Raw genomic sequence first — 20705 nt, forward strand, 5'->3', positions numbered from 1 at the left:
AGTCGATCGCCGGCGGGCGGCGCGCCGTGGCGGCCGGCCCTCTCGGCCCCCTGGCCAGGCTCAGCCCCGCTGCGATTTCTCCAGCGCCTGGCCGATGTCCCACAGGATGTCGTCGATCGACTCCAGGCCCACCGACAGCCGGATCATGTCGGGCGTGACGCCGGCCGCGCGCTGCTGCTCGTCGGACAACTGCCGGTGCGTGGTCGAGGCCGGGTGGATGATCAGCGTGCGCGCGTCGCCCACGTTGGCCAGGTGGCTCATGAAGGTGGCAGCCTCGATGAACCTCTCTCCGGCGCGCTGGGCGGCCGCGGCCTCGTCCCCGCCGGTGCCGCCGGCGGGCGGCTTCACGCCGAAGGACAGGATCCCGCCGGCCCCGCGCGGCATGTAGCGTTGCGCGAGCCCGTGGTAGGGGCTGGACTTCAGGCCCGGATAGTTGACCCAGGACACCAGCGGATGCGCCTCGAGGAACTCGGCGATCCGCTGCGCATTGGCCACGTGGCGGTCCATGCGCACCGGCAGCGTCTCGACGCCCTGCAGCAGCAGCCAGGCCGAAATCGGCGCGAGCGTGGGGCCCAGCGTGCGCGCGATCTCCATGCGCGCCTTCATCGTGAAGCCGAAGTCGCCGAAGGTCTCGTAGAAGCGCACGCCGTGGTAGCCCTTGGAGGGCTCGACCATTTCGGGGAACTTGCCGTTGTCCCACGGAAACCTGCCGCTTTCGACGACCACGCCGCCCATCGTGGTGCCGTGACCGCCGAGGTACTTGGTGGCCGAGTGCACGACGATGTCGGCGCCGTGATCGAGCGGGCGGCACAGGTAGGGCGAGGCAAGCGTGTTGTCGACCACCAGCGGCACGCCGTGCTCGCGCGCGATCGCGCCGACCGCCGCGATGTCGAGCACGTTCAGCCGCGGGTTGGCGATCGTCTCGGCGAAGATCGCCTTGGTGTTGGGCCGGATCGCGCGCCGGAAGTTCTCGGGGTCGTCGGGCTCGACGAAGCTGCACTCGATGCCGAAGCGCGCGAAGGTGACCGCGAACTGCGAGTAGGTGCCGCCGTACAGCGTGTTGGCCGCGACGATGTGGTCGCCCTGCCCGCACAGCGTGAGCATCGCGACCATCTCGGCGGCCATGCCGCTGGCCGCGGCGATCGCCGCGCGCCCGCCCTCGAGCGCGGCGACCCGCTCCTCGAGCACCGCCACGGTGGGGTTGGACAGCCGCGAGTAGACGTTGCCGAAGGTCTGCAGGTTGAACAGGCTCGCCGCGTGCTCGGCCGAGTCGAACACGAAGGAGGTCGTCTGGTAGATCGGCGCTGCGCGCGCGCCGGTGGCCGGGTCGGGGATCTGGCCCGCGTGCAGGCACAGGGTCTCGATGCCGAATTGGCGGTCGCTCATGGTTTCTTGCCCCCGATCAGTAGGCGAGCCAGCGCGGGCGCTTGGCCGAGATCACCCTGGTGTTGACGCCGGCCCAGTTCAGGCCGCCGAACAGCCGCGCATGCTCGATCTTCACGCACCGGTCCATCACCGAATCGAGCCCGGCCTCGCGCGCGAGCCGGTCGGCCTCGAGGTTCACGACCCCGAGCTGCTGCCACAAGGTCTTCGCGCCGATCTCGATCGCCTGGCGGGCGATCGGCAGCACGTCCTCGGTGCGGCGGAACACGTCGACCATGTCGACCTTCTCGGGAATGTCGAGGAGCGAGGCGTAGCAGCGCTCGCCGAGGATTTCGGGGTACTTCGGATTGACCGGGACGATCCGGTACCCGTGCTCCTGCATGTACTTGGCCGCGAAGTAGCTGGGCCTGAACCAGTCGGCCGAGAGTCCGACGACCGCGATCGTGCGGTTGGTGGCGAGGATTCGGCGCAGGGTTTCGATGTCGGACATGGGGTTTCGCTCCGGAGCTGCATGCTATTTTACGGAGGACCCGTCCTGAGGTCGCCCCTCGACCGCAGGGCCTCAGGGCCTCAGGCAGGAGATCGCAGATGAGCAACCCGTTCGGAATCGGTGACATGGCGGGCATGGGCCTGCCGGGCGGCGACCCGATGCAGGGAACGGGAATCCTCGAGACCCTGGAACTCGTTCGCAAGGCCTGGGCGTCCTTCGCTCTGCCTCCGGCAATGGCGCCGACGGTCGACCCGGACGAGATCGCGCGACGCGTCGCCGAACTCAAGGCGATCGAGCAGTGGCTGGTGATGAACCTGACCATGCTGCGCAGCACGGTACAGGCGCTCGAGATCCAGCAGGCCACGCTCGCCACGCTGCGCGCCTTCGGCGCCGCGAGCGCCCGGGCCGGAGCGCCCGAGCCGCCTCCGCAAGCCACGGGCTCGGCGAGCGGCGAGCCGCGCGAGGCCGCCGCGGCCGGATCGGCGGCGCCCGAGCGCGGTGCCGACGAAGGCCAGGCCGGGGAGGCTCCCGACCCGCTCAATCCGGTCGTGTGGTGGGACATGCTGCAGAGGCAGTTCGGCCAGGTTGCACAGGCGGCGCTCGCCGGCATGCAGGCGCCGGCAGTCGACGCGGGTGCCGCGCCTGCCAGGCCGGCCGCCGCCGGCGGGGGAGAGCCCGCGAGCGGCACGACGCGGCCGGGCAAGGGCCGCAAGCCTTCCGGCGCGAAAAGCCTCGGTACCAAGGGGAGCGCTTCGGACGCCGGCAAGGGCGGCGCCGCGTCCCGTGGCCGCGCGACGCGCGGCCACGCCTCGCGCGGCTGAGGCCGGATGCCGCGCTTCCGGCACGCCCACGCCACGCACCCGGACTGGCGGGTCGCGGTCGACCTCGCCTGCGCGCAGTTGCAGGCGCAAGCGGTGCAGCCGGCATTCTCGTCCGGCGGCACGCTCGGCATCGTCTACGTGACCGAAGCGCTGGCGGGCAGGCTGGGGCAGATCCACGAAGCGCTCGCCGCGCGCCTGCCGGGCATGCGCTGGGTGGGCGCCGCGGCGCACGGCGTCTGCGCGACCGGCACCGAGTACGTCGACGTCCCGGCGCTGGCGGTGATGGTCTGCGCGATCCCCGACGAGGATTTCCGCGTCTTCTCGGGCCGGGCGCCGCTGCCCGGGGACGAGGCCGCGCTCGCCTCGATCGAGTCGGCGCTGGTCCACGCCGACCCCGCCACGCCCGACCTCGCCGACCTGCTGGTCGACCTGTCGCTGCGCACCCGCAGCGGCCGCCTGTTCGGCGGCGTGATCGGGGGAGACGCCGGCGAGGAGCCGGTCCCGGCACCGCAGGTCGCCGGCGAGCCGATGGCGGGCGGCGTGTCCGGGGTGGCCTTCGGGCCGCGGGTCGCGCTGCGCTCCCGCGTGACGCAGGGGTGCGCGCCACTGGCCGGCGAGCACGTGGTGTCCGCCTGCGAGTCGCACTACATCCGCTCGCTGGACGGACGACCCGCCCTCGACGTGATGCTCGACGACCTCGACGTGCCCGCCGACGCCCGCGCCTCGCGAGACGGCGACGAGATCCTGCGCGCGCTGCCGGCCGAGCGCCTGGCCCACGGCCTGATGATCGGCCTCGCCCCGGCCGATGCGCCGCGCGGCTTCGGCTTCGGCGACTACCTGGTCCGCAACGTCGTAGGCATCGACCCGGCCAACCGGCTGCTCGCCGTGTCGGCGCGGCCGCAGCCGGGCGACCGCGCGGTGTTCTGCACCCGCGACCGCGATGCCGCGCGGAGCGACCTGATCCGCATCTGCACCGAGCTGCGCGACGAGCTCGAGACCGAGTCGCTGAACGTGCTGGGCGCTCACTACGTGAGCTGCGTCGGCCGCGGCGGCCACCTGTTCGGCGCGCCCGGCGCCGAGCTGCAGATCATCGCGCACAACCTGGGCGAGATCCCGCTGGTGGGTTTCTTCGCCAACGGCGAGATCGCGGGCGAGCGGCTCTACGGCTACACCGGCGTGCTCACGCTGTTCGTGGAAGCGCGCGAAGGCTGACCCGGCGCGGCGAGGCTTCGGAGCGTCCCGATGCCGGCGCAGCGAGGATTCAGAGCGCCTCGATGCCGGCCAGCATCCGGTCGCCGAGCTCGGCGATCCGCGCCCTTTCGCCGTCCCCGAGCCGACCGGCCGCGGCGGCCATCAGCGAAGTGCGCGGGTTGGCGGCGAACTCGGCACGGTGGCGATCGAGGAAGCGCCAGTACAGCACGGTCAGCGGGCAGGCGCGCGGGCCCTCGCGCTCGCGCGGCCGGTAGCGGCAGCCGTCGCAGTAGTTGCTCATCCGGCTCACGTAAGCGCCGCCCGCTGCGTAGGGCTTCGAAGTGAAGCGCCCGCCGTTCGCGTACAGCGCCATGCCGGCCACGTTCGGCAGTTCGACCCACTCGACCGCGTCGACATAGACCGCGAGGAACCAGGCCGCCACCTCGCGCGGGGCGAGGCCGGCGAGCAGCGCGAAGTTGCCGACGACCATCAGGCGCTGGATGTGATGCGCGTAGCCCAGGCGCATCGTCTGCCCGATGCTGGCGCGCAGGCAGGCCATCTGCGTTTCGCCGGTCCAGAACCAGGAAGGCAGCGGCCGCTCGTGGACGAAGTGGTCGGCCTCGGCCAGCCCCGGCATGTCGAGCCAGTAGACCCCGCGCACGAACTCCCGCCAGCCGAGCACCTGGCGCACGAAGCCCTCGACCGAGGCCAGCGGCGCGGCACCCGAGCGAAGGGCCGCGACCGCCGCGTCGACGACTTCTCGCGGATCGAGCAGCTTCAGGTTCAGGCTGGTCGAAAGCAGCGAGTGCCAGCCGAAGGGCGTGCCGGTCCACATCGCGTCCTGCCAGCGGCCGAAGTCGGCCAGCCGCTCGCCGACGAATCGGTCGAGCGCGACGAGCGCCTGCTCGCGGGTGACCGGCCAGCCGAAGCGCTCGAGCGATCCCGGGTGGTCGGGGAAGGCCCGCTCGACCAGCGCGATCACTTCGCGAGTCGTCGCGTCCGGCTCGAAGTGCGCCGGCTCCGGGATCCGGCCCGGGCCGCCCGCCGGGAAGCCGCGCCGGTTCTCGGAGTCGAAGTTCCATCGCCCGCCTTCGGGACGGCCCTGCGCGTCCACCAGCACCCGATGCTCGACCCGCATCCGCCGGTAGAAGAACTCCATGCGCAGGCTTCGCTGCCGGCCCGCCCAGGCCGCGAAGGCATCGCGCGAGCACAGGAAGTGGGGATCGGGCAGCTCGACCCTCGGCAGGCCGAGCCGCGCACACAGGTCGGCGATCTCGCGCGCGAGCCGCCACTCGCCGGGCTCGACCAGCCGGAGTTCGGCCGGCCGCCAGCGCTCGATCGCGGCCTCCAGCCGCGCCACGAGGCCGTCGGGTCCGCCGGCATGGCGAGGATCGTCCAGGAGCACGTAGTCGACCGGCACGCCGCGGCCGGCGAGCCGCGCCGCGTGATGGCGCATCGCGGCCAGGAACAGCGCGATGCGCGCGCGGTGGCTGCGCACGTGGCGGGCCTCGCCCGGCGCCTCGATCATGACGACCCGGTCGCGCGCCGGATCGAAGCCCGCGAGCGCCGGCGGCGATTCGTGCAACTGGTCGCCGAGTATCAGCACGAGCCGGCGGACCGGCCCTGCGCCCGTCATGCCGGTCACGGCGGATGAGCCGGTCGTGCCGGTCGCGCCGCCCGCCCGGGGCTCAGCGCGGCGTTCCGCGGCGGCAGGCATCGGAGCAGTGACGCACTTCGTTCCAGCAGCGGGCCCAGCGCTTGCGCCAGCTCATCGGCCGTCCGCACACGACGCAGGGCTTTGTCGGCAACGCCGACTTGTTGCCGCGAAAGCCCTGTCCAGGACGCTCGCGGTTCACGAGGCCGGCTGCTCCGCGCGCCCGCCGCGCCAGCGCGCGAGCTCGGCAGGGATCTCCGCCAGGTCGACCAGCACCCGCACGCCCGCCGGCGGCCGTCGCTGCAGGATCGGGCAGTGGCCGCCCGCCCAGATCTCCGTGTGCTCCGGGAGCGTTGCCCTCAGCTCGGCAAGACCGTCGACGACCTGGTTCGGATTGAGCACCGCGGAGAACGACAGCGCGACGATGTCCGCCCGCTGCGAGCGCGCCGCCATCACGATGTCGAGAAGCGGCGTCTGCACGCCCAGCGACGAGCACCGGCAGCCGTCGAGCGCGAGCAGCGCCTCGGCCATCAGCAGCCCCAGCCCGTGCGCCTCGCTCGGGAAGGTGGTCAGCAGCACCCGCGGCGTCGCGCGGACGGGCGGGATGTTCGCGATCGCGTTGCGCAGCACCACCTGCATCGACTCGGTGTAGAGGTGCTCCTCGTACACCTCGATCTCGCCACGCGCCCAGGCCTCTCCGATCATCCGGTTCAGCGGCGCGGCGCAGTCCATCACGAATCGCCCCAGCCCCAGGCGCAGCGCCGACTGCGACAGCGCGCCTCGAAGCGCGTCGACGTCGTGCGCGCGGACCAGCTCGACGAACCGGCCGAGCTCGGCCTCGCGCTCGCCGTTCCCGGACGCCTCGCGCGGCGGCGCGCCGGCCTGGGCGGCAAGCGCCTGCAGCGCCTCGATCGGCTGGCGCACGATGCGTCCGGGCCGATGCCCCGCATCGATCAGGCGCCTGAGCAGCCTGAGCTTCTCGACGTCGTCGACCGAGTAGGCGCGCTCGCCGAGCCCGTCGCGCCGCGGCTGCGGAAACCCGTAGCGGCGCTCCCAGACCCGCAGCGTGTCCTTGGACAGGCCGGTGTCGCGCTCGACCGCCGCGATGCTCAGCGAGACGGCGGACTTGTCGGGCGATTCACTAGCGTTTTCTTGCATTTTGTCCTGGACAAACCATTGACTACGTCGCGATGCGAGCCTAGTATAGGCCAATGTCCATGATTTGACCAAGACACAACCGTGGGGCAAACAGGGATGTAATTCTTCAGTCACTTCGTGACCAATGAGTTCATTTCGATGTAGGATCGAGCCCACGATCACCTCTCTCGCCGGCCCCGACGATGCCGGCGCACCTCGCCCCCGAACGGAGCCCTGACCGATGAATGCCCCCGAGAAACTGCTGCTCCCCGACATCCAGTCGACCGTCGACGCGCGCCAGCTGGCGATCCAGAGAGTGGGCGTGCGAGGCATCGTCTTCCCGGTGAAGGTTGGCGGGCCGGCCGGCGACCAGGCCTCGGTTGCGCGCGTCGACATGTACGTCGGACTGCCGCCCGACCAGAAGGGCACGCACATGTCGCGCTTCCTCGAGGTGCTTCATGTCCATGACGAACCGCTTTCGTACGGCTCGCTCGAGCGGTTGATGACCGCGATGCTCGGCCGCCTGGAGGCCGACAGCGGCTGGATCGAGTTGCGTCTTCCCTACTTCGTGAAGAAGGCCGCGCCGGTTTCGGGCGTCGAGAGCCTGATGGACTACGAGCTGACGCTGCGGGTCGAGGCCCGCGACGGCGTGCAGCGCCAGACCCTGAAGGTGCTGATCCCGGTCACCAGCCTGTGCCCCTGCTCGAAGGAGATCTCCGCCTACGGCGCCCATAACCAGCGCTCTCATGTGACGATCGCCGCCCGCCTGACGGGCGAGCTGCCGGTCGAGGCGCTGATCGACATTGCCGAGAGCGCCGCCTCCTGCCAGTTGTGGGGCCTGCTCAAGCGCCCGGACGAGAAGTACGTCACCGAGCGGGCCTACGAGAACCCCAAGTTCGTCGAGGACCTTGTTCGCGACATCGCGCTCGCGCTCGACGCGATCGACGTCGTGGAGGCCTACACGGTCGAGTCGGAGAACTTCGAGTCGATCCACAACCATTCCGCCTACGCGCTGATCGAGCGCGAGCGCCGGCAGGCCCGCGCCTGAGTCGGCGCGTCGGCGCGCCGCCGCTCGATCCACCCACTGACCGAACCAGACGGACAGCTTCGATGCGCATCGCGATCATCGGTTCCGGCATCTCCGGCCTGTCGGCCGCCTGGCGGCTCGCGCCGCACCACCGGGTCACCCTGTTCGAGGCCGACGCCCGGCCCGGCGGGCACACGAATTCGGTGGACGTGACGCTCGACGGCATCACCCACCCGGTGGACACCGGCTTCCTCGTCTACAACGAGCGCACCTATCCGAAGCTGATCGCGCTGTTCGGCGAGCTGGGCATCGAGACCGCGAAGTCCGACATGTCGTTCTCGGTCTCGGTCGGCCCGCGTCGCTTCGAATGGTGCGGCTCGAACCTGGCGACCCTGTTCGCGCAGCCGTCCAATGCGCTGAAGCCCTCGTTCTGGCGCATGCTCGCCGACATCCTCCGCTTCAATCGGCAGGCGACCGCACTGGCCGTGCAGGGCGACGCGGCGGCGGCGGCACTGACCGAGCCGCTGTCGGCCTTCCTGGCGCGCGAGGGCTACGGCGACGCCTTCCGCGACCACTACCTGCTGCCGATGGCGGCGGCGATCTGGTCCTGCCCGATGTCGCGGATGCTCGAGTTCCCGCTCGGCAGCTTCGTGCGCTTCTTCCACAACCACGGCCTGCTGCAGGTGGAGAACCGCCCTCAGTGGTTCACCGTGCCCGGCGGGGCGCGGCGCTACGTTCGCCGAATGCTCGAGCGGATCGACGACTTCCGGCCGGCCACGCCCGTGCGGGCGGTCTCGCGCCACGCGCATGCCGACGACGGGCGGGTCGCCGTCGCGACCGACCACGGCGTGGAGTGGTTCGACGAAGTGGTGCTCGCCTGCCACAGCAGCCAGGCGCTGGAACTGCTCGCCGACGCCGACCGCGACGAGCGGCGGATCCTCGAGGCGGTCCCGTACCAGCCGAACCGCGCCTGGCTGCACACCGACGAGCGGCTGATGCCGCGCCGCCGCAGCGCATGGGCCGCCTGGAACTACCTGAGCAACGGAGACCCGCAGGCGCCGGCGGTCTCGGTCACCTACTGGCTGAACCGGCTGCAGCCGCTGCCGTTCCGAAGCCCGGTCTTCGTGAGCCTGAACCCGCTGGAAGAACCGGCGGCCGGCAAGGTGATCGCGAGCTTCGACTACGAGCACCCGGTCTTCGACGCCGGCTCGGTCGACGCGCAGCGCGCGCTCGGGCAGGTCCAGGGCCGGCGCGGCACCTGGTTCGCGGGTGCCTGGACCGGCTACGGTTTCCACGAGGACGGCCTGAAGTCGGGCCTCGCGGTGGCCGAGGCGATCGAGGACCGCGCGGCAGCCCTCGCCGCCGGCGCGTCGACCGTCGCACCGCTGCCGACCGAAGCCGCCGAGGCGTCCGGCGCGCCGCTGGCCGAGGCTGCGTGAAGCCGGGCGTCTTCAGCGCGGACTTCGCCGGCTGGCGGCTGGCGTTCGGCGAGGTTCGCCATGTTCGGCTGCGCCCGGTCCGGCACGCGTTCCGCTATCCGGCCTTCTTCCTGCGCGCCCCGCTGTCCGAGCTCGAAGCGCCGCGCGGCAACTGGCTGTTCGGCGCGAACCGCCCCGCCCTGCTGTCGCTGCACGCGACCGACCACGGCGACGGGCGTCCGGTGGGCGTGTGGGTTCGCGCGATGCTCCGGCAGGCCGGCGTTCGCGCCGACGGCGAGATCTGGCTGCACGCCTTCCCCCGCGTGCTCGGCTACGCGTTCAAGCCGGTCAGCTTCTGGTTCTGCCATCGTGCAGACGGGAGCCTCGTCGCGATCGTGGCCGAGGTCAACAACACCTTCGGCGAGCGTCACTGCTACCTGCTGGCCGATGCGGGCGGCGCGCCGCTCAAGTCCGGCGCCGAACTGAGGGCCGCGAAGGTCTTCCACGTGTCGCCCTTCTGCGGGATCGAAGGCGGCTACCGCTTCCGCTTCGTCACGACGGACGAACGGGCGATCGCCCGGATCGACCACGACGACGCCGAAGGCCCGCTGCTGCTGACCAGCCTCAGCGGCCGCTTCGCGCCGCTCGCCGGCCGCTCGATCGCGCGCGCGCTGCTCGGCTACCCGCTCTTCACGCTCGGCGTGATCGCACGCATCCACTGGCATGCCTTGCGGCTCTGGCTGCGCCGGGTACCCTTTCACCGCAAGCCCGAGCCGCCGCAACCCATCGTGACACGAGGAACGCCATGAACCGAACCGCGCCGCGAGCCGCGATCCAGCGCACCGACCCGGTCTTCGGCCCTCCCGGGGCCGCGGCGGGGGGCCCGGGGGCGGCCGCGGCGCCGCTGCCGGCGGACACGCCGAGGGCGGCGAGGCTGGTCATCGGCATGCTGCAGCGGCTCGCCCACGGCGAGCTGTCGCTGCGCCTGCCCGACGGCACGACGCGCCGCTTCGGCTCGGGCGCGCCCCGGGCCGCGCTGCGGCTCGACGACTGGAGCGTCTTCGAGGCCACGCTGAAGCGCGGCGACGTCGGCTTCGCCGAGACCTGGATCGCCGGCAGCTGGCGCACCGACGACCTGGCCGCGCTGCTCTCGCTGCTGGTGGCCAATCGCGATGCGATCGAGCGCGCGATCTACGGCAGCTGGCTCGGTCGCATCGTCGGCCACCTTCGCCACATGCTGAACCGCAATTCGCGGGCCGGCTCCCGCCGCAACATCCACGCGCACTACGACCTCGGCAACGCCTTCTACCGGCTCTGGCTCGACCCGAGCATGACGTACTCGAGCGCGCTGTTCGACGACGCCGGCCGGACCGCGCAAGACCGCACCGGAAGCGCGCCGGGGCTCGTGAACCGGGAAGGCGCGGACGAAGCCGCGCTGCTGATGCGCGCCCAGCACGCGAAGTACGACCGGATCCTCGAGAGGCTGGGCCTGGCGCAAGGCGCCTCGGTGCTCGAGATCGGCTGCGGCTGGGGCGGCTTCGCCGAGCGCGCGCTCGAGCGCGGCCTGCGCCCCACAGGCCTGACGATCTCGACCGAGCAGCACGCCTGGGCCTGCGAACGGCTGGCGGGCCCGGACGGCAGGCCGCGCGCCGACATCGTGCTCAGGGACTATCGCGACGAGACCGGGCGCTACGACGGCATCGCGTCGATCGAGATGTTCGAGGCGGTCGGCGAGGCCTACTGGCCCGACTACTTCGCGACCCTCGAGCGATGCCTGAAGCCGGGCGGACGCGCGGTCGTGCAGACGATCACGATCGACGAGGCGCTGTTCGAGCGCTACCGCCGGGGCACGGACTTCATCCAGCAGTACGTCTTTCCGGGCGGCATGCTGCCCTCGCGCGAGCGCTTCGAGGCGCTGGCCCGATCGCACGGTCTGCGGGTGGTCGACGCGTTCGCGTTCGGCGCCGATTACGCCCGGACGCTGCGCGCCTGGCGCGAGCGCTTCATGGCCCGCCTGACGGAAGTCCGGGCCCTCGGCTTCGACGATCGCTTCGTCCGCACCTGGGAGTTCTACCTCGCCTACTGCGAGGCCGGGTTCGACAACCGCAACATCGACGTCGTGCAGTTCACGATGGAGAAGCCGTGACCGGCTCCCGGACACGCGCGATCGCGCTGGCCGCGCTGCTCGCGGCCCTGCCGCAGGCGGGCGCCCTGGCCGACGCACCGGGTCCGGCCGGCGCGGCCGGGCTGCCGGCGGCGGTCGTCGGCCGCGCCCCGGCCGTCGCGGACGCGGCCGCGGCGGCAGGCCTGCCGGAGTCGGCCCGCGCCGCGCTCGGCGCGCCGAGCCTGGCCGGGGCGGGAACGCTGCGCTGGTTCGGCTTCCGGGTCTACGACGCGCAGCTCTGGACGGGCGGCGAAGGGCTCGATCCGCGCGACCCGACGAGCCGCCCGTTCGCGCTCGAGCTTCGCTACGCGCGAACGCTCTCGGGCGACGCGATCGCCGACCGCAGCGCCGAGGAGATCGCGCGGCTCGGCCGCGGCGACGCCGAGGCCCGTCAGGCCTGGCACGCGGCGATGCGCCGCCTGTTCCCCGACGTGTCCGAGGGCGATCGCATCCTCGGCCTGCACCGGCCCGGCGGCGCCGCGCGCTTCTACCTGAACGGCAGGCTGCTCGGCGAGGTCGAAGATCCGCGCTTCGGGCCGGCCTTCTTCGCGATCTGGCTCGACCCGGCGACGGTTGCGCCGGCGCTGCGCGAGGCGCTTCTCGGCCCTGCCGCGCAGGCGATGTCGCGATGAACGGCCAGCCGCCGGTCCGCTCGCTTGTCGCGGGCGCGTCGCCGCGGCTCGCGGGGCTCGCCGCCTACGGTGCCCTGCGGATGCCGCTCGCGCTGCTCGAGCTGCCGCTCTTCGTGCTGCTGCCGGCCTTCTACAGCCAGCAGCACGGCATGGAGCTCGCGCTGATCGGCGCGATCCTGTTCGCGACGCGCCTGCTCGACGCGGTCGCCGATCCGCTGATCGGCGCGGCGATCGACCGGTCCCGCCCGCCCGCCTCGGGCTGGACCTACCGACGGTGGCTGTGGGTCTCGCTGCCCGCGCTGTGCGTTGGCTTCTGGGCGATCTTCTCGCCGCCGGTCGACGGGGCGCTGCTCGTCGCCTGGCTCGCGCTGGCCTCGATGCTCACCTATCTCGCCTACTCGGCCGCGTCGATCGCCTACCAGGCCTGGGGCGCCGAGATCGGCAGCTCCGAGCGCGACCGCGCCCGCGTCACCGGCATACGCGAGGGATTCGGGCTGGTCGGCGTGGTCTTCGCGTCGACGCTGCTCGCGCCGGACCAGGCGCCTCTGCTGGTGATCGGCTTCGCGGCGCTGGCGGCGATCGCGGCGATGGCGCTGCGCTGGGCGCCGCCGCAGGGCATCGCGCCGAACGGCCCGGCCCGCGCAGTCGCGATGTCGCTGCGCGCGACCTGGGCATCGGTCGCCGGCAATCGCGCCTTCCGCTGGCTGCTCGCCGCCTTCATGCTCAACGGCATCGCCACCGCGATCCCGGCCACACTGGTGCTGTTCTTCGTGCGCGACGTCCTGCAGGCCGAGGCGCAGGTGCCCACCTTCCTCGCCAGCTATTTCCTGGCCGGCGCGCTCGGGATGCCGCTGTGGATCGGCCTGGCCGGGCGCATCGGGCTGCGCAACGCCTGGCTGCTCGGCATGGCCTTCGCGGTGCTGGCCTTCGTCTGGGCGCTCGGCCTGGGGCCCGGCGACGTCTGGCCGTTCTGGGTCGTGTGCGTGCTGACCGGCCTCGCGCTCGGCGCGGACCTCGCGATGCCCCCGGCGCTGCTCTCGGCGGTCATCGCCGGGCACGGCGATGGCGGCCGGCGGGAGGGCGCCTACTTCGGCATCTGGAACCTCGCCACCAAGTTCAACCTGGCGATCGCCGCCGGCCTGGGCCTGCCGCTGCTCGGACTGTTCGGCTACGTGCCCGGCGCGGCCGGCGCCGAGCCCCCGCTTTCCCTGACGCTCGCCTACGCGGCGCTGCCGAGCGCGCTGAAGCTGGCCGCGGGCGCGCTGCTGCTGACCGCCCCGCTTCCGGATCGCGAGCGCCCCGCGACACTGCCATGACCAACGACCCCACCGAAACCTCCAACCGGGCCGCTGTGGCGACCGGCTCGCACCCGTCCGGCGCGGCGGCCTCCCGCGCGTCCATGCCGCCTTCGCCGGGGCCGATGCCGGCTCGCCGCCGCCTGCTCGGCGCGGCAGCCGGGGCGGCGACGCTCGCGGCGACCGGGCCGCTCGCCGGCTGCGCCTCGATCGAGCCGGCGCGCTACGCCGGTGAGCGGCCCGCTCTCGACCTGCAGCGCTACTTCGACGGCATCGTCGACGCATGGGGCGTGTTCCAGGACCGCTCCGGCGAGGTCGTGCGCCGTTTCACCGTGGTGATCCGCTGCAGCTGGGACGGCGACGTCGGCACGCTCGACGAGGACTTCACGTACTCGGACGGCAGCACGCAGAAGCGCGTCTGGACGCTGCGCAAGCTGGGAGACGCTCCATTGGGCGACGGCTCGGACGGCGCCGCCCGCTCAGGCGACCCCGCTCGCGCGGGTGCGCGCCCCGCCGGACGGGTCGTGCACTGGGCCGGCACCGCGGCCGACGTGGTCGGCGAGGCGCGCGGCTCGGTCGCCGGCAACGCCTTCAACTGGCGCTACACGATGGCGCTGGAAGTCGACGGCAGGACCTGGCACGTCGACTTCGACGACTGGATGTACCTGGTCGACGAGCGAACGATGCTCAACCGCGCGGTGATGAGCAAGTTCGGCATCCGGCTCGGCGAAGTCCTGTTGTCGTTCCGCAAGCGCTGAGCCGATGCCGACGATGCAGTCCTTCGCGCCCGCCGCGGGCCGCTCCCGGCCCCGCTCCCTCTGGCTTCGGCCGCTCAACCCGCCGATCGCCGACTGGCGGGGGCTTCGCGTCTGGATCGTCGGCGCCTCGAGCGGCATCGGCGAGGCGCTGGCCCGCGAGCTCGGCGGGCGCGGCGCGCGGCTCGCGCTGTCGGCGCGACGCGAGCCGCCGCTGCACGCCTTGCTCGCGCAGGCGCCGGCCGGCGGGCTCGCGCTGCCGCTCGACGTGACCGATGCCGAGGCGGTGCGCGCGGCGACCGCCCGCATCGAGCGCGAATGGGGCGGGGTGGACCTGGTGGTCTGGCTGGCCGGAACCTACTCGCCGATGCGCGCACCGCAATTCGACCTGGCGCGCGCCCTCGCGATGCTCGATGCGAACCTGCACGGCGTGCTGAACGGGCTCGCCGCGCTGATTCCGCTGCTGCGGCGGCAACGCGCCGGCGGCATCGCGCTCGTGTCGAGCGTGGCCGGCTACCGGGGCCTGCCGAAGTCGCTGGCCTACGGCCCCGGCAAGGCCGCGATCATCAACCTGGCCGAGACCCTGTGGCTGGACCTCGCCCCCGAGGGGATCGGCGTCTGGCTGGTCAACCCGGGCTTCGTCGACACGCCGCTGACCGCCGCCAACGACTTCGCGATGCCCGGGCTGATGCAGCCGAGCGAGGCCGCGCGCGCGATGATCGACGGCCTGGAGCGCGGCCGCTTCGAGATCCACTTCCCGCGGCGCTTCACGCTTTGGATGAAGTTGCTGCGACTGCTTCCCGACCGGCTCTACTTCGCGGCAGTGCGCCGCTTCACCGGACTCTGATCCTGGCGATGCACCCCGACCCCGATCCCGGCAGGCACGAGGCCTCGCTCGCGCGCGTGGTCGCCTTCTTCGAGTCGATCGCGCCGGATGACGCGGCGCGGATGGACGCGCTGTACGCCGACGACGCCTGGTTCAAGGACCCGTTCAACGAAGTGCGCGGCCCGCAGGCGATCGGCCGGATCTTCGCGGCGATGTTCGATCAGCTGCACGAGCCTTCGTTCAGCGTGCGCGACGCGATCGTCCGGGACGACCAGGCCTTCCTGACCTGGGACTTCCGGTTCCGCTTCCGCCGCTTCGACACGAAGACCCCGCAGACGATTCGCGGCGCGACCCACATCCGCTTCGCGCCCGACGGCCGGATCGCGATGCACCGCGACTACTGGGACGCGGCCGAGGAGCTCTACGAGAAGCTGCCGGCGATCGGCGCGCTGATGCGCTGGCTCAAGCGCCGGGCCGCGCATTAGCCGGTCGGTCCTGCGATCCGCCCTGCGCGAGCCTGGCGGCGTGGCGCGGCGCGACGACCCGACCCGGCCGATAGAATGGAAGGCCGAGAACAAGCTTCCGATCCCGCAGCCATGACCCCCGAACCGTCCGCCGCGCCCGCCCACGAGCGAAAGATCGTCGCCCCCGAGCGGATCGCCGAGGCCGTTGCCGGCCTGCCGCGGCCGCTGGTGTTCACCAACGGCGTGTTCGACATCCTGCACCGCGGCCACGCGACCTATCTCGCCGAGGCGCGCGCGCTCGGCGCCTCGCTGGTCGTGGGGCTGAACGCCGACGCGTCGGTGCGCCGGCTCGGCAAGGGCGACGACCGCCCGGTCAACCCGCTGCCCGACAGGCTGGCGCTGGTGGCCGCGCTCGAGTCGGTCTCGCTGGTCAGCTGGTTCGAGGAGGACACGCCGCTGTCGCTGATCCTCGCGGTCCGGCCCGACGTGCTGGTCAAGGGCGGTGACTGGCCGGTCGACCGGATCGTAGGCGCGCCCGAGGTGCGCGGCTGGGGCGGCAGCGTGCACTCGATCCCGTTCCGCTTCGAGCGCTCGACGACCTCGCTGCTGGAGAGGATCCGCCGCGCGGGCTGATCCGCGCCGCGCGGCCGCCAGGCGTCGTCGGCCGGATCGATCGACCCTATCCCTCGCCCGGATCCGCTGCCCGACCCGTTGGCCGAGACGGCCGGCCTTGCTACTCTTGCGCTGGCATCGAGGCGGCATCGGGCCGCCGAACCCAAGCGGAGATCGTCATGGCAGGCAAGTTCGTCCTCAGCAAGACCAGCAACGGCAAGTTCCACTTCGTGCTGAAGGCCGGCAACGGCGAAACCATCCTGCAGAGCCAGATGTACGCGGGAATCGACGACGCGAAAGCCGGCATCGAGTCGGTGCGCAGGAACTGCGCCGACGACGCCCGCATCCAGAAGCTGGTGTCGAAGAAGAACGAGCCCTATTTCACCGTGACCGCCACCAACGGGCAGGTCGTGGGCATGAGCGAGATGTACTCGTCGGAGCGCGCGCGCGACAACGGCATCGACTCGGTCAAGCGCAACGCGCCCGACGCCAAGGTGGACGACCAGACCGCCGCGGCCTGAGCTTCATCCGGGGCAGTCGCGCGCCTCGGCGCCGAAAGGCGCGGCGGCCGCGGCGCCGCGCGCCGCGGCGCCCGCATCGCTCCAGCGCGCGGTCAGTTTCCACCCGCCGGTCCCCGGCGGCCTGGGCGCGACCCGCACCTCGTAGCCCAGGGCCGACACCCGCGCCGCGACGGCGCGGGCTCCTTCTTCGCGGCTGAACACGCCGACCGACACGCCGAGCCTGAGCGGCCCCTCCTGGATCAGGAAGACGTCCTCGAGGCCGGCGCGACGCAGTTCGGCGACCCGGCGCTGCGCCTCGGCGGTCGACAGCGCCGGCGGCAGGTGGACGAGGTAGCTGGCGGGCGGCTCGCCGCGCTGCAACTCGACTCGCGCCCCCGAATCGGCCAGCGCGCCGCGCAGCGCCCGCGCGCGCTCCTCGCTGGCCAGGACGTACTCGCGGCAGGTCGCGGCGACCGCCGGCGGGACCGCGTCACCCAGGGCCGGACTCTGCCGGGCCGCCGGGACTGCCGGCGCCACGGCGCTCCCGGTCGAGGGCGGCACGCTGCGCGAGGGCGCGCCGCCCAGCCTGTCCAGCGGCACGACCCTGAGACGCTCGGCGTTCGCCTCGGCGGGCGGCGGTTCGACGCCGCCGCCGAGCCAGCCCTGCCACCAGGCGAACATCGCGAGATTCGCGACGAGCAGCAGCCCGATCAGCCAGCGCAAGTCCCCGCCCCCTTGCGACCGCGCTCAGGCGTCGGCCAGCGGCGAGCTCGCCGCGACCGTCCGCACCGAAACCTCGCCCGATCGCACCGCGCGGGTTCCCGACCCGGTCGCGAGCAGCAGGGCGCCCTCGCCGTCGATGCCGACCGCCACGCCGACCGCCTCCGGGCGGCCATCTGCGAGCGCCGCCACCTGCCGGCCGCGCAGCACGTCGAAGCGATGCCAGACATCCGCGAACGGCTCCAGCCCTTCGCTGAAGAAGCGCCGTGCCGCCTCGACGACCGCGCCGGCCACCCGGCCGATCACGACCTCTGCCTGCACTGGCAGGGTCTCGCCGTCGAACAGCCCGGTGAAGGCCTGGCCGATCGCGCCCGCCGCATCGCGCGGCGCCAGCAGGTTCAGGCCGATGCCGACGACGTAGCGCTCGACCGGGGCGCCGCCGGCCGGCCCGCGCCGGCTCTCGACGAGAATGCCGCCGAACTTGCGCTGCCCGCGCTGCAGGTCGTTCGGCCACTTCAGGCCGACGTCCCCGGCGAAACCGGCGAGCGCCTCGGCGGCCGCCACGCCGGCGGCGATCGACAGGCCTGCGGCAGGCCCCGTGCCCCGCGCCTGCCGCTCGAGCGCGATCGAAAACGCAGCCGAGCGGCCGGGCTCCATCACCCAGCCGCGGCCGCGGCGGCCGCGCCCGGCGGTCTGCCTCGCGACGGCCAGCAGGCGCGGCCGCGCGGCCTTGTCGCCGAACGGGGCTTCCATCAGCAGGCGATTGGTCGACCCGGCTTCGTCGAGCGCCTCGACGTCGAGCGCCTCGCACCGGGCGGCCCTGCGGATGCTGTCGATATCGATTGCGGCCATGTCCGTTGAATCATATCCTGCCCGATCGATGACCCGATCCGCCGCCCCCTCCGGCCCGGCCGGAACCCGCTCGCCGCTCGCCGCCTGGCTCCTGGCCTGGGTCGCGGCGACCGTCTACGGCACGCTGCATCCGTGGTCCGGCTGGCGCGCGCCCACGGTCCAGCCACTGGCCTTTCTCCTGGAGGGCTGGCCTCGCTACTGGACCTGGCAGGACCTCGGCCTGAATTTCGCCGCCTACCTGCCGCTGGGGCTGTTGGCCACGCTGCTGCTCGGGCGAGCCCTGCCGCGCGGCGCCGCGGCCCTGGCGGCGATCGGCGGAGCGGCCGCGCTCTCCTGCGGCCTGGAGTCGCTGCAGGCGCTGCTGCCTGGCCGGGTGTCGTCGCTGGCCGACCTGCTGGCCAACGCCTCGGGCGCCGCGGCGGGCGCGGCGCTTGCGCTCGCGCTCGATGCCGGCCGCAGCCTGGCCGGCACCCGGCGGCCGATGCCGCTGGCGGCCGGCTCGGCCTCGGGCGGCCTCTTGCTGCTCTGGTGGCTCGCCGTGCAGTGGCACCCGCAAGCGATGGCCTTCGCGAGCGGCGAGCTGGCTCCGCTGCTGGCGGTCGTCTCGCCCGCCGCCAGCGAGTGGCTCGCGGGGCTGGCGGCCCCGGTCGAGCAGGGGCCGCTGATGGAGGCGATCGCGGTCGCGGCGACCGTCGTCGGCGTCGGGCTGCTCGCGCGCGACGCGCTGCGCCCCGACTCCAGCTGGGCGGTCGCGGCGCCGATGGCGCTGGCGGCAGCCATCAAGTCGGCCGCTTCGGCGACGCTGCTCGGCGGCCGACACGCGGCCGCCTGGCTCAACGCCGGCACGCAGGGCGGGCTTCTAGCCGGGGCCCTGGTGCTGGCGCTCGCGTCGTGGTGGCCGCGCCGTGCCCGGCTGCTCGCGGCCGCGCTGGCGCTGGCAGCCGCTACAGCCCTGTACAACCTCGCGCCGCCGAACGTCTACTTCGCGTCGACGATGGCCGCCTGGAACCAGGGCGAGTGGGCGAACCTCAACGGGCTGCTGCGCGCGCTGGCAACGGTGTGGCCGTTCGCGGCGATAGCCTGGTGTGTCCTTCGACTGCGGCCGCGCGGGCCGCGCCCTATAATCGGCAGACCATGAGCAGCTACTACGCGCACCACGTTTTCTTCTGCCTGAACCGCCGCGAAGAGGGGCGCGCCTGCTGCGCCTGCCACGCCGCCGAGCGCCTGCAGGCCTACGCGAAGGACCGCATCAAGTCGCTGGGCCTGGCCGGCGAGGGCAAGGTGCGGATCAATCGCGCCGGCTGTCTCGACCGCTGCGAGGAAGGCCCGGTCGTCGTCGTCTATCCCGAAGGGGTCTGGTACACCTACGTCGACCAGGCCGACATCGACGAGATCATCGATTCGCACCTGGTGGGCGGCAAGCCGGTGGAACGCCTTCGGCTGCCCTGACCTCCCCGGCCACCATGCTCAGGATGACCGCCGGCACCCGCCAGCTGTCGATCGACGGCCCGGCGGGCCGGATCGACGTGGCGCTCGACCTGCCTGCCGGACGACCGACCGGGGTGGCGGTGATCGCGCATCCACATCCTCTGTTCGGCGGCACGCGCGACAACAAGGTCGTGCAGACGCTCGCCCGCGCGCTGCTGGCCACCGGCCACGCTTGCTGGCGCCCGAACTTCCGGGGCGTCGGCGAGACCGACGGCGCCTACGACGAGGGCCGCGGCGAGACCGAGGACCTGCTCGCGGTCGTGGCCGCGGCGCGCGCGCACGAATCGGTCGATGCCGACGCGGCGGCCTCGCTGGTGCTGGCCGGCTTCTCATTCGGCAGCTTCGTGCAGACGCGGGTGGCCAGGCGCCTGCAAGAGCGGGGCGCCCCCGCCCGTCGCCTGGTGCTGGTCGGCACCGCGGCCTCGCGCTTCCCGGTCGAGCCGGTGCCGCCCGACACGCTGGTGATCCACGGCGAGCTCGACGACACCGTGCCCCTGAAGTCGGTGCTCGACTGGGCCCGCCCGCTCGAGCTGCCGGTGGTCGTGATCCCGGGCGCCGACCACTTCTTCCACCGGCGGCTGCCGCTGATCAAGCGCCTGGTCGTCGAAGCGATGGCTGATGGACACCCGGCCGACGCCGCCGACTGAGGCGCAGCGGCTGGTCTACGCCCGCACCGCCGCGGGCGAGGCCGAGATCTCCGCGCGCGCCCTGCCGATCTCGTCGAGCGCGCGGCGCCTCCTCTCGCTGATCGATGGGCGGCGCGCGGTCGCGCTGCTGTCGAACTTCATCCGGGTCGGCGAGTTGGAGGCCCTTGCCGGCGAGTTGCTGACGCACGGGTTGATCGAGGCGACCGGCCTCGCCGACCTGCCCGACGAGGCGGGACGTCTCGCCCGGCTGCGCGCCGAGCAGGCCGCGCTGCAGGACGCGAAGCGGCGCCTGCAGCGCCTGTTCGAGGGAGAGCTGGGCACGGCGGGCCACGTCTGGGACGCGCGGGTGGCCGACAGCGTGAACCTCGACGTGCTCAGGCGCGTGCTTCGCGAAGGCGTCGACGTGGTGTTCTACCGCAGCGGCGAGGCTGCGGCGCGCAGGATCGTCGCCGCCGTGCGGCCGGTGTTCGACAAGCTCAGGTCGCAGGGACAGCCCTAGCGTGAACGAAGGATGGGCAGCCATGCGGACGGTGCCCGGCGTCCTATAATCGGGGACCTCTTCCCGGCCCGCCCACGATCCGGCGGCCCTTCGCCCGCGAGCCCTCGCGCTTGTGCGATCGCCCTCGCCA

24 protein-coding genes are annotated in these 20705 nt (G+C 72.9%); 17 read left to right on the forward strand and 7 right to left on the reverse strand.

Translation table 11 applies throughout. The features are described from left to right. Positions 1-60 precede the first annotated feature (60 nt). Both M6I34_RS10570 and M6I34_RS10575 read right to left on the reverse strand, forming a co-directional pair. Positions 61-1386 (reverse strand): O-acetylhomoserine aminocarboxypropyltransferase/cysteine synthase family protein, encoded by a 1326-nt coding sequence (locus M6I34_RS10570; RefSeq protein WP_272485643.1) that lies wholly within the window; start codon positions 1384-1386, stop codon positions 61-63. A 16-nt stretch (positions 1387-1402) separates the two neighbouring features. Next, positions 1403-1873 (reverse strand): CoA-binding protein, encoded by a 471-nt coding sequence (locus M6I34_RS10575; protein ID WP_272485644.1) that lies wholly within the window; start codon positions 1871-1873, stop codon positions 1403-1405. A 98-nt stretch (positions 1874-1971) separates the two neighbouring features. On the opposite strand from M6I34_RS10575, the gene M6I34_RS10580 reads away from it, so the two are divergent. Then, positions 1972-2694, forward strand: coding sequence for a PhaM family polyhydroxyalkanoate granule multifunctional regulatory protein (locus tag M6I34_RS10580; RefSeq protein WP_272485645.1), 723 nt, complete (start codon positions 1972-1974; stop codon positions 2692-2694). Between the two features lie 6 nt (positions 2695-2700). Continuing rightward, complete coding sequence (locus tag M6I34_RS10585; RefSeq protein WP_272485646.1) at positions 2701-3906, forward strand: FIST signal transduction protein; 1206 nt, start codon at positions 2701-2703, stop codon at positions 3904-3906. A 49-nt stretch (positions 3907-3955) separates the two neighbouring features. On the opposite strand, the gene M6I34_RS10590 is transcribed toward M6I34_RS10585, so the two are convergent. The 3 genes from M6I34_RS10590 to M6I34_RS10600 are packed head-to-tail and all read right to left on the reverse strand — an operon-like array spanning position 3956 to position 6697. Further along, a complete protein-coding gene (locus M6I34_RS10590; protein WP_272485647.1) occupies positions 3956-5521 on the reverse strand; it encodes a cryptochrome/photolyase family protein in 1566 nt (521 codons plus the stop codon). A 52-nt stretch (positions 5522-5573) separates the two neighbouring features. After that, positions 5574-5741, reverse strand: coding sequence for a DUF2256 domain-containing protein (locus M6I34_RS10595; RefSeq protein WP_272485648.1), 168 nt, complete (start codon positions 5739-5741; stop codon positions 5574-5576). Further along, the gene (locus M6I34_RS10600; protein WP_272485649.1) at positions 5738-6697 is read right to left on the reverse strand and encodes a MerR family transcriptional regulator; all 960 of its coding nucleotides are present in this window, start codon (positions 6695-6697) and stop codon (positions 5738-5740) included. Before M6I34_RS10600 ends, M6I34_RS10595 begins: the two co-directional genes overlap by 4 nt. A 220-nt stretch (positions 6698-6917) precedes the next feature. On the opposite strand from M6I34_RS10600, the gene folE2 reads away from it, so the two are divergent. The 11 genes from folE2 (at position 6918) to M6I34_RS10655 (ending at position 16390) form a co-directional block, all read left to right on the forward strand. Then, entirely contained in the window at positions 6918-7724 is an 807-nt protein-coding gene (gene folE2, locus M6I34_RS10605; RefSeq protein ID WP_272485650.1) for a GTP cyclohydrolase FolE2, read from the forward strand. A gap of 62 nt (positions 7725-7786) precedes the next feature. Next, positions 7787-9142 (forward strand): NAD(P)/FAD-dependent oxidoreductase, encoded by a 1356-nt coding sequence (locus M6I34_RS10610; protein WP_272485651.1) that lies wholly within the window; start codon positions 7787-7789, stop codon positions 9140-9142. Further along, positions 9139-9930, forward strand: coding sequence for a DUF1365 domain-containing protein (locus M6I34_RS10615; protein WP_272485652.1), 792 nt, complete (start codon positions 9139-9141; stop codon positions 9928-9930). Before M6I34_RS10610 ends, M6I34_RS10615 begins: the two co-directional genes overlap by 4 nt. Continuing rightward, positions 9927-11267, forward strand: coding sequence for an SAM-dependent methyltransferase (locus tag M6I34_RS10620; RefSeq protein ID WP_272485653.1), 1341 nt, complete (start codon positions 9927-9929; stop codon positions 11265-11267). Before M6I34_RS10615 ends, M6I34_RS10620 begins: the two co-directional genes overlap by 4 nt. Further along, complete coding sequence (locus tag M6I34_RS10625; protein ID WP_272485654.1) at positions 11264-11917, forward strand: chalcone isomerase family protein; 654 nt, start codon at positions 11264-11266, stop codon at positions 11915-11917. The genes M6I34_RS10620 and M6I34_RS10625 overlap by 4 nt, the downstream gene beginning before the upstream one ends. Continuing rightward, positions 11914-13233 (forward strand): MFS transporter, encoded by a 1320-nt coding sequence (locus tag M6I34_RS10630; RefSeq protein ID WP_272485655.1) that lies wholly within the window; start codon positions 11914-11916, stop codon positions 13231-13233. Before M6I34_RS10625 ends, M6I34_RS10630 begins: the two co-directional genes overlap by 4 nt. A 104-nt stretch (positions 13234-13337) precedes the next feature. Next, positions 13338-13970, forward strand: coding sequence for a DUF3833 domain-containing protein (locus M6I34_RS10635; RefSeq protein ID WP_272486656.1), 633 nt, complete (start codon positions 13338-13340; stop codon positions 13968-13970). Between the two features lie 13 nt (positions 13971-13983). Next, positions 13984-14814 carry an SDR family NAD(P)-dependent oxidoreductase gene (locus M6I34_RS10640; protein ID WP_272485656.1) on the forward strand — a complete coding sequence of 277 codons (831 nt, stop codon included), beginning with the start codon at positions 13984-13986 and terminating at the stop codon, positions 14812-14814. Positions 14815-14822: 8 nt separating this feature from the next. Beyond that, positions 14823-15278, forward strand: a complete 456-nt coding sequence (locus M6I34_RS10645) for a nuclear transport factor 2 family protein (RefSeq protein WP_272485657.1) — start codon at positions 14823-14825, stop codon at positions 15276-15278. Between the two features lie 111 nt (positions 15279-15389). Next, on the forward strand, positions 15390-15890 hold the full coding sequence (locus M6I34_RS10650) for an adenylyltransferase/cytidyltransferase family protein (protein WP_272485658.1): 501 nt from the start codon (positions 15390-15392) through the stop codon (positions 15888-15890). Between the two features lie 158 nt (positions 15891-16048). After that, positions 16049-16390 carry a YegP family protein gene (locus M6I34_RS10655; RefSeq protein WP_272485659.1) on the forward strand — a complete coding sequence of 114 codons (342 nt, stop codon included), beginning with the start codon at positions 16049-16051 and terminating at the stop codon, positions 16388-16390. Positions 16391-16393: 3 nt separating this feature from the next. Here M6I34_RS10655 and M6I34_RS10660 read toward each other — a convergent pair whose 3' ends face one another. Next, positions 16394-17092, reverse strand: coding sequence for a hypothetical protein (locus M6I34_RS10660; protein WP_272485660.1), 699 nt, complete (start codon positions 17090-17092; stop codon positions 16394-16396). A 24-nt stretch (positions 17093-17116) separates the two neighbouring features. After that, the gene (locus M6I34_RS10665) at positions 17117-17941 is read right to left on the reverse strand and encodes a biotin--[acetyl-CoA-carboxylase] ligase (protein WP_272485661.1); all 825 of its coding nucleotides are present in this window, start codon (positions 17939-17941) and stop codon (positions 17117-17119) included. Positions 17942-17969: 28 nt separating this feature from the next. Here M6I34_RS10665 and M6I34_RS10670 point away from each other — a divergent pair, with 28 nt between their 5' ends. From M6I34_RS10670 to M6I34_RS10685, 4 genes are read left to right on the forward strand one after another with little or no spacing between them, the layout of a single operon-like run. Beyond that, a complete protein-coding gene (locus M6I34_RS10670) occupies positions 17970-19079 on the forward strand; it encodes a VanZ family protein (RefSeq protein ID WP_272485662.1) in 1110 nt (369 codons plus the stop codon). Continuing rightward, entirely contained in the window at positions 19076-19390 is a 315-nt protein-coding gene (locus M6I34_RS10675; protein ID WP_272485663.1) for a (2Fe-2S) ferredoxin domain-containing protein, read from the forward strand. Before M6I34_RS10670 ends, M6I34_RS10675 begins: the two co-directional genes overlap by 4 nt. Positions 19391-19413: 23 nt before the next feature. Beyond that, positions 19414-20076, forward strand: a complete 663-nt coding sequence (locus M6I34_RS10680) for an alpha/beta hydrolase (RefSeq protein WP_272485664.1) — start codon at positions 19414-19416, stop codon at positions 20074-20076. Then, a complete protein-coding gene (locus M6I34_RS10685; RefSeq protein WP_272485665.1) occupies positions 20048-20575 on the forward strand; it encodes a hypothetical protein in 528 nt (175 codons plus the stop codon). Before M6I34_RS10680 ends, M6I34_RS10685 begins: the two co-directional genes overlap by 29 nt. Positions 20576-20705: the final 130 nt, after the last annotated feature.

Origin of the sequence: Zeimonas sediminis, assembly GCF_023721795.1 — a bacterium.
GTDB lineage: Bacteria > Pseudomonadota > Gammaproteobacteria > Burkholderiales > Burkholderiaceae_E > Zeimonas > Zeimonas sediminis.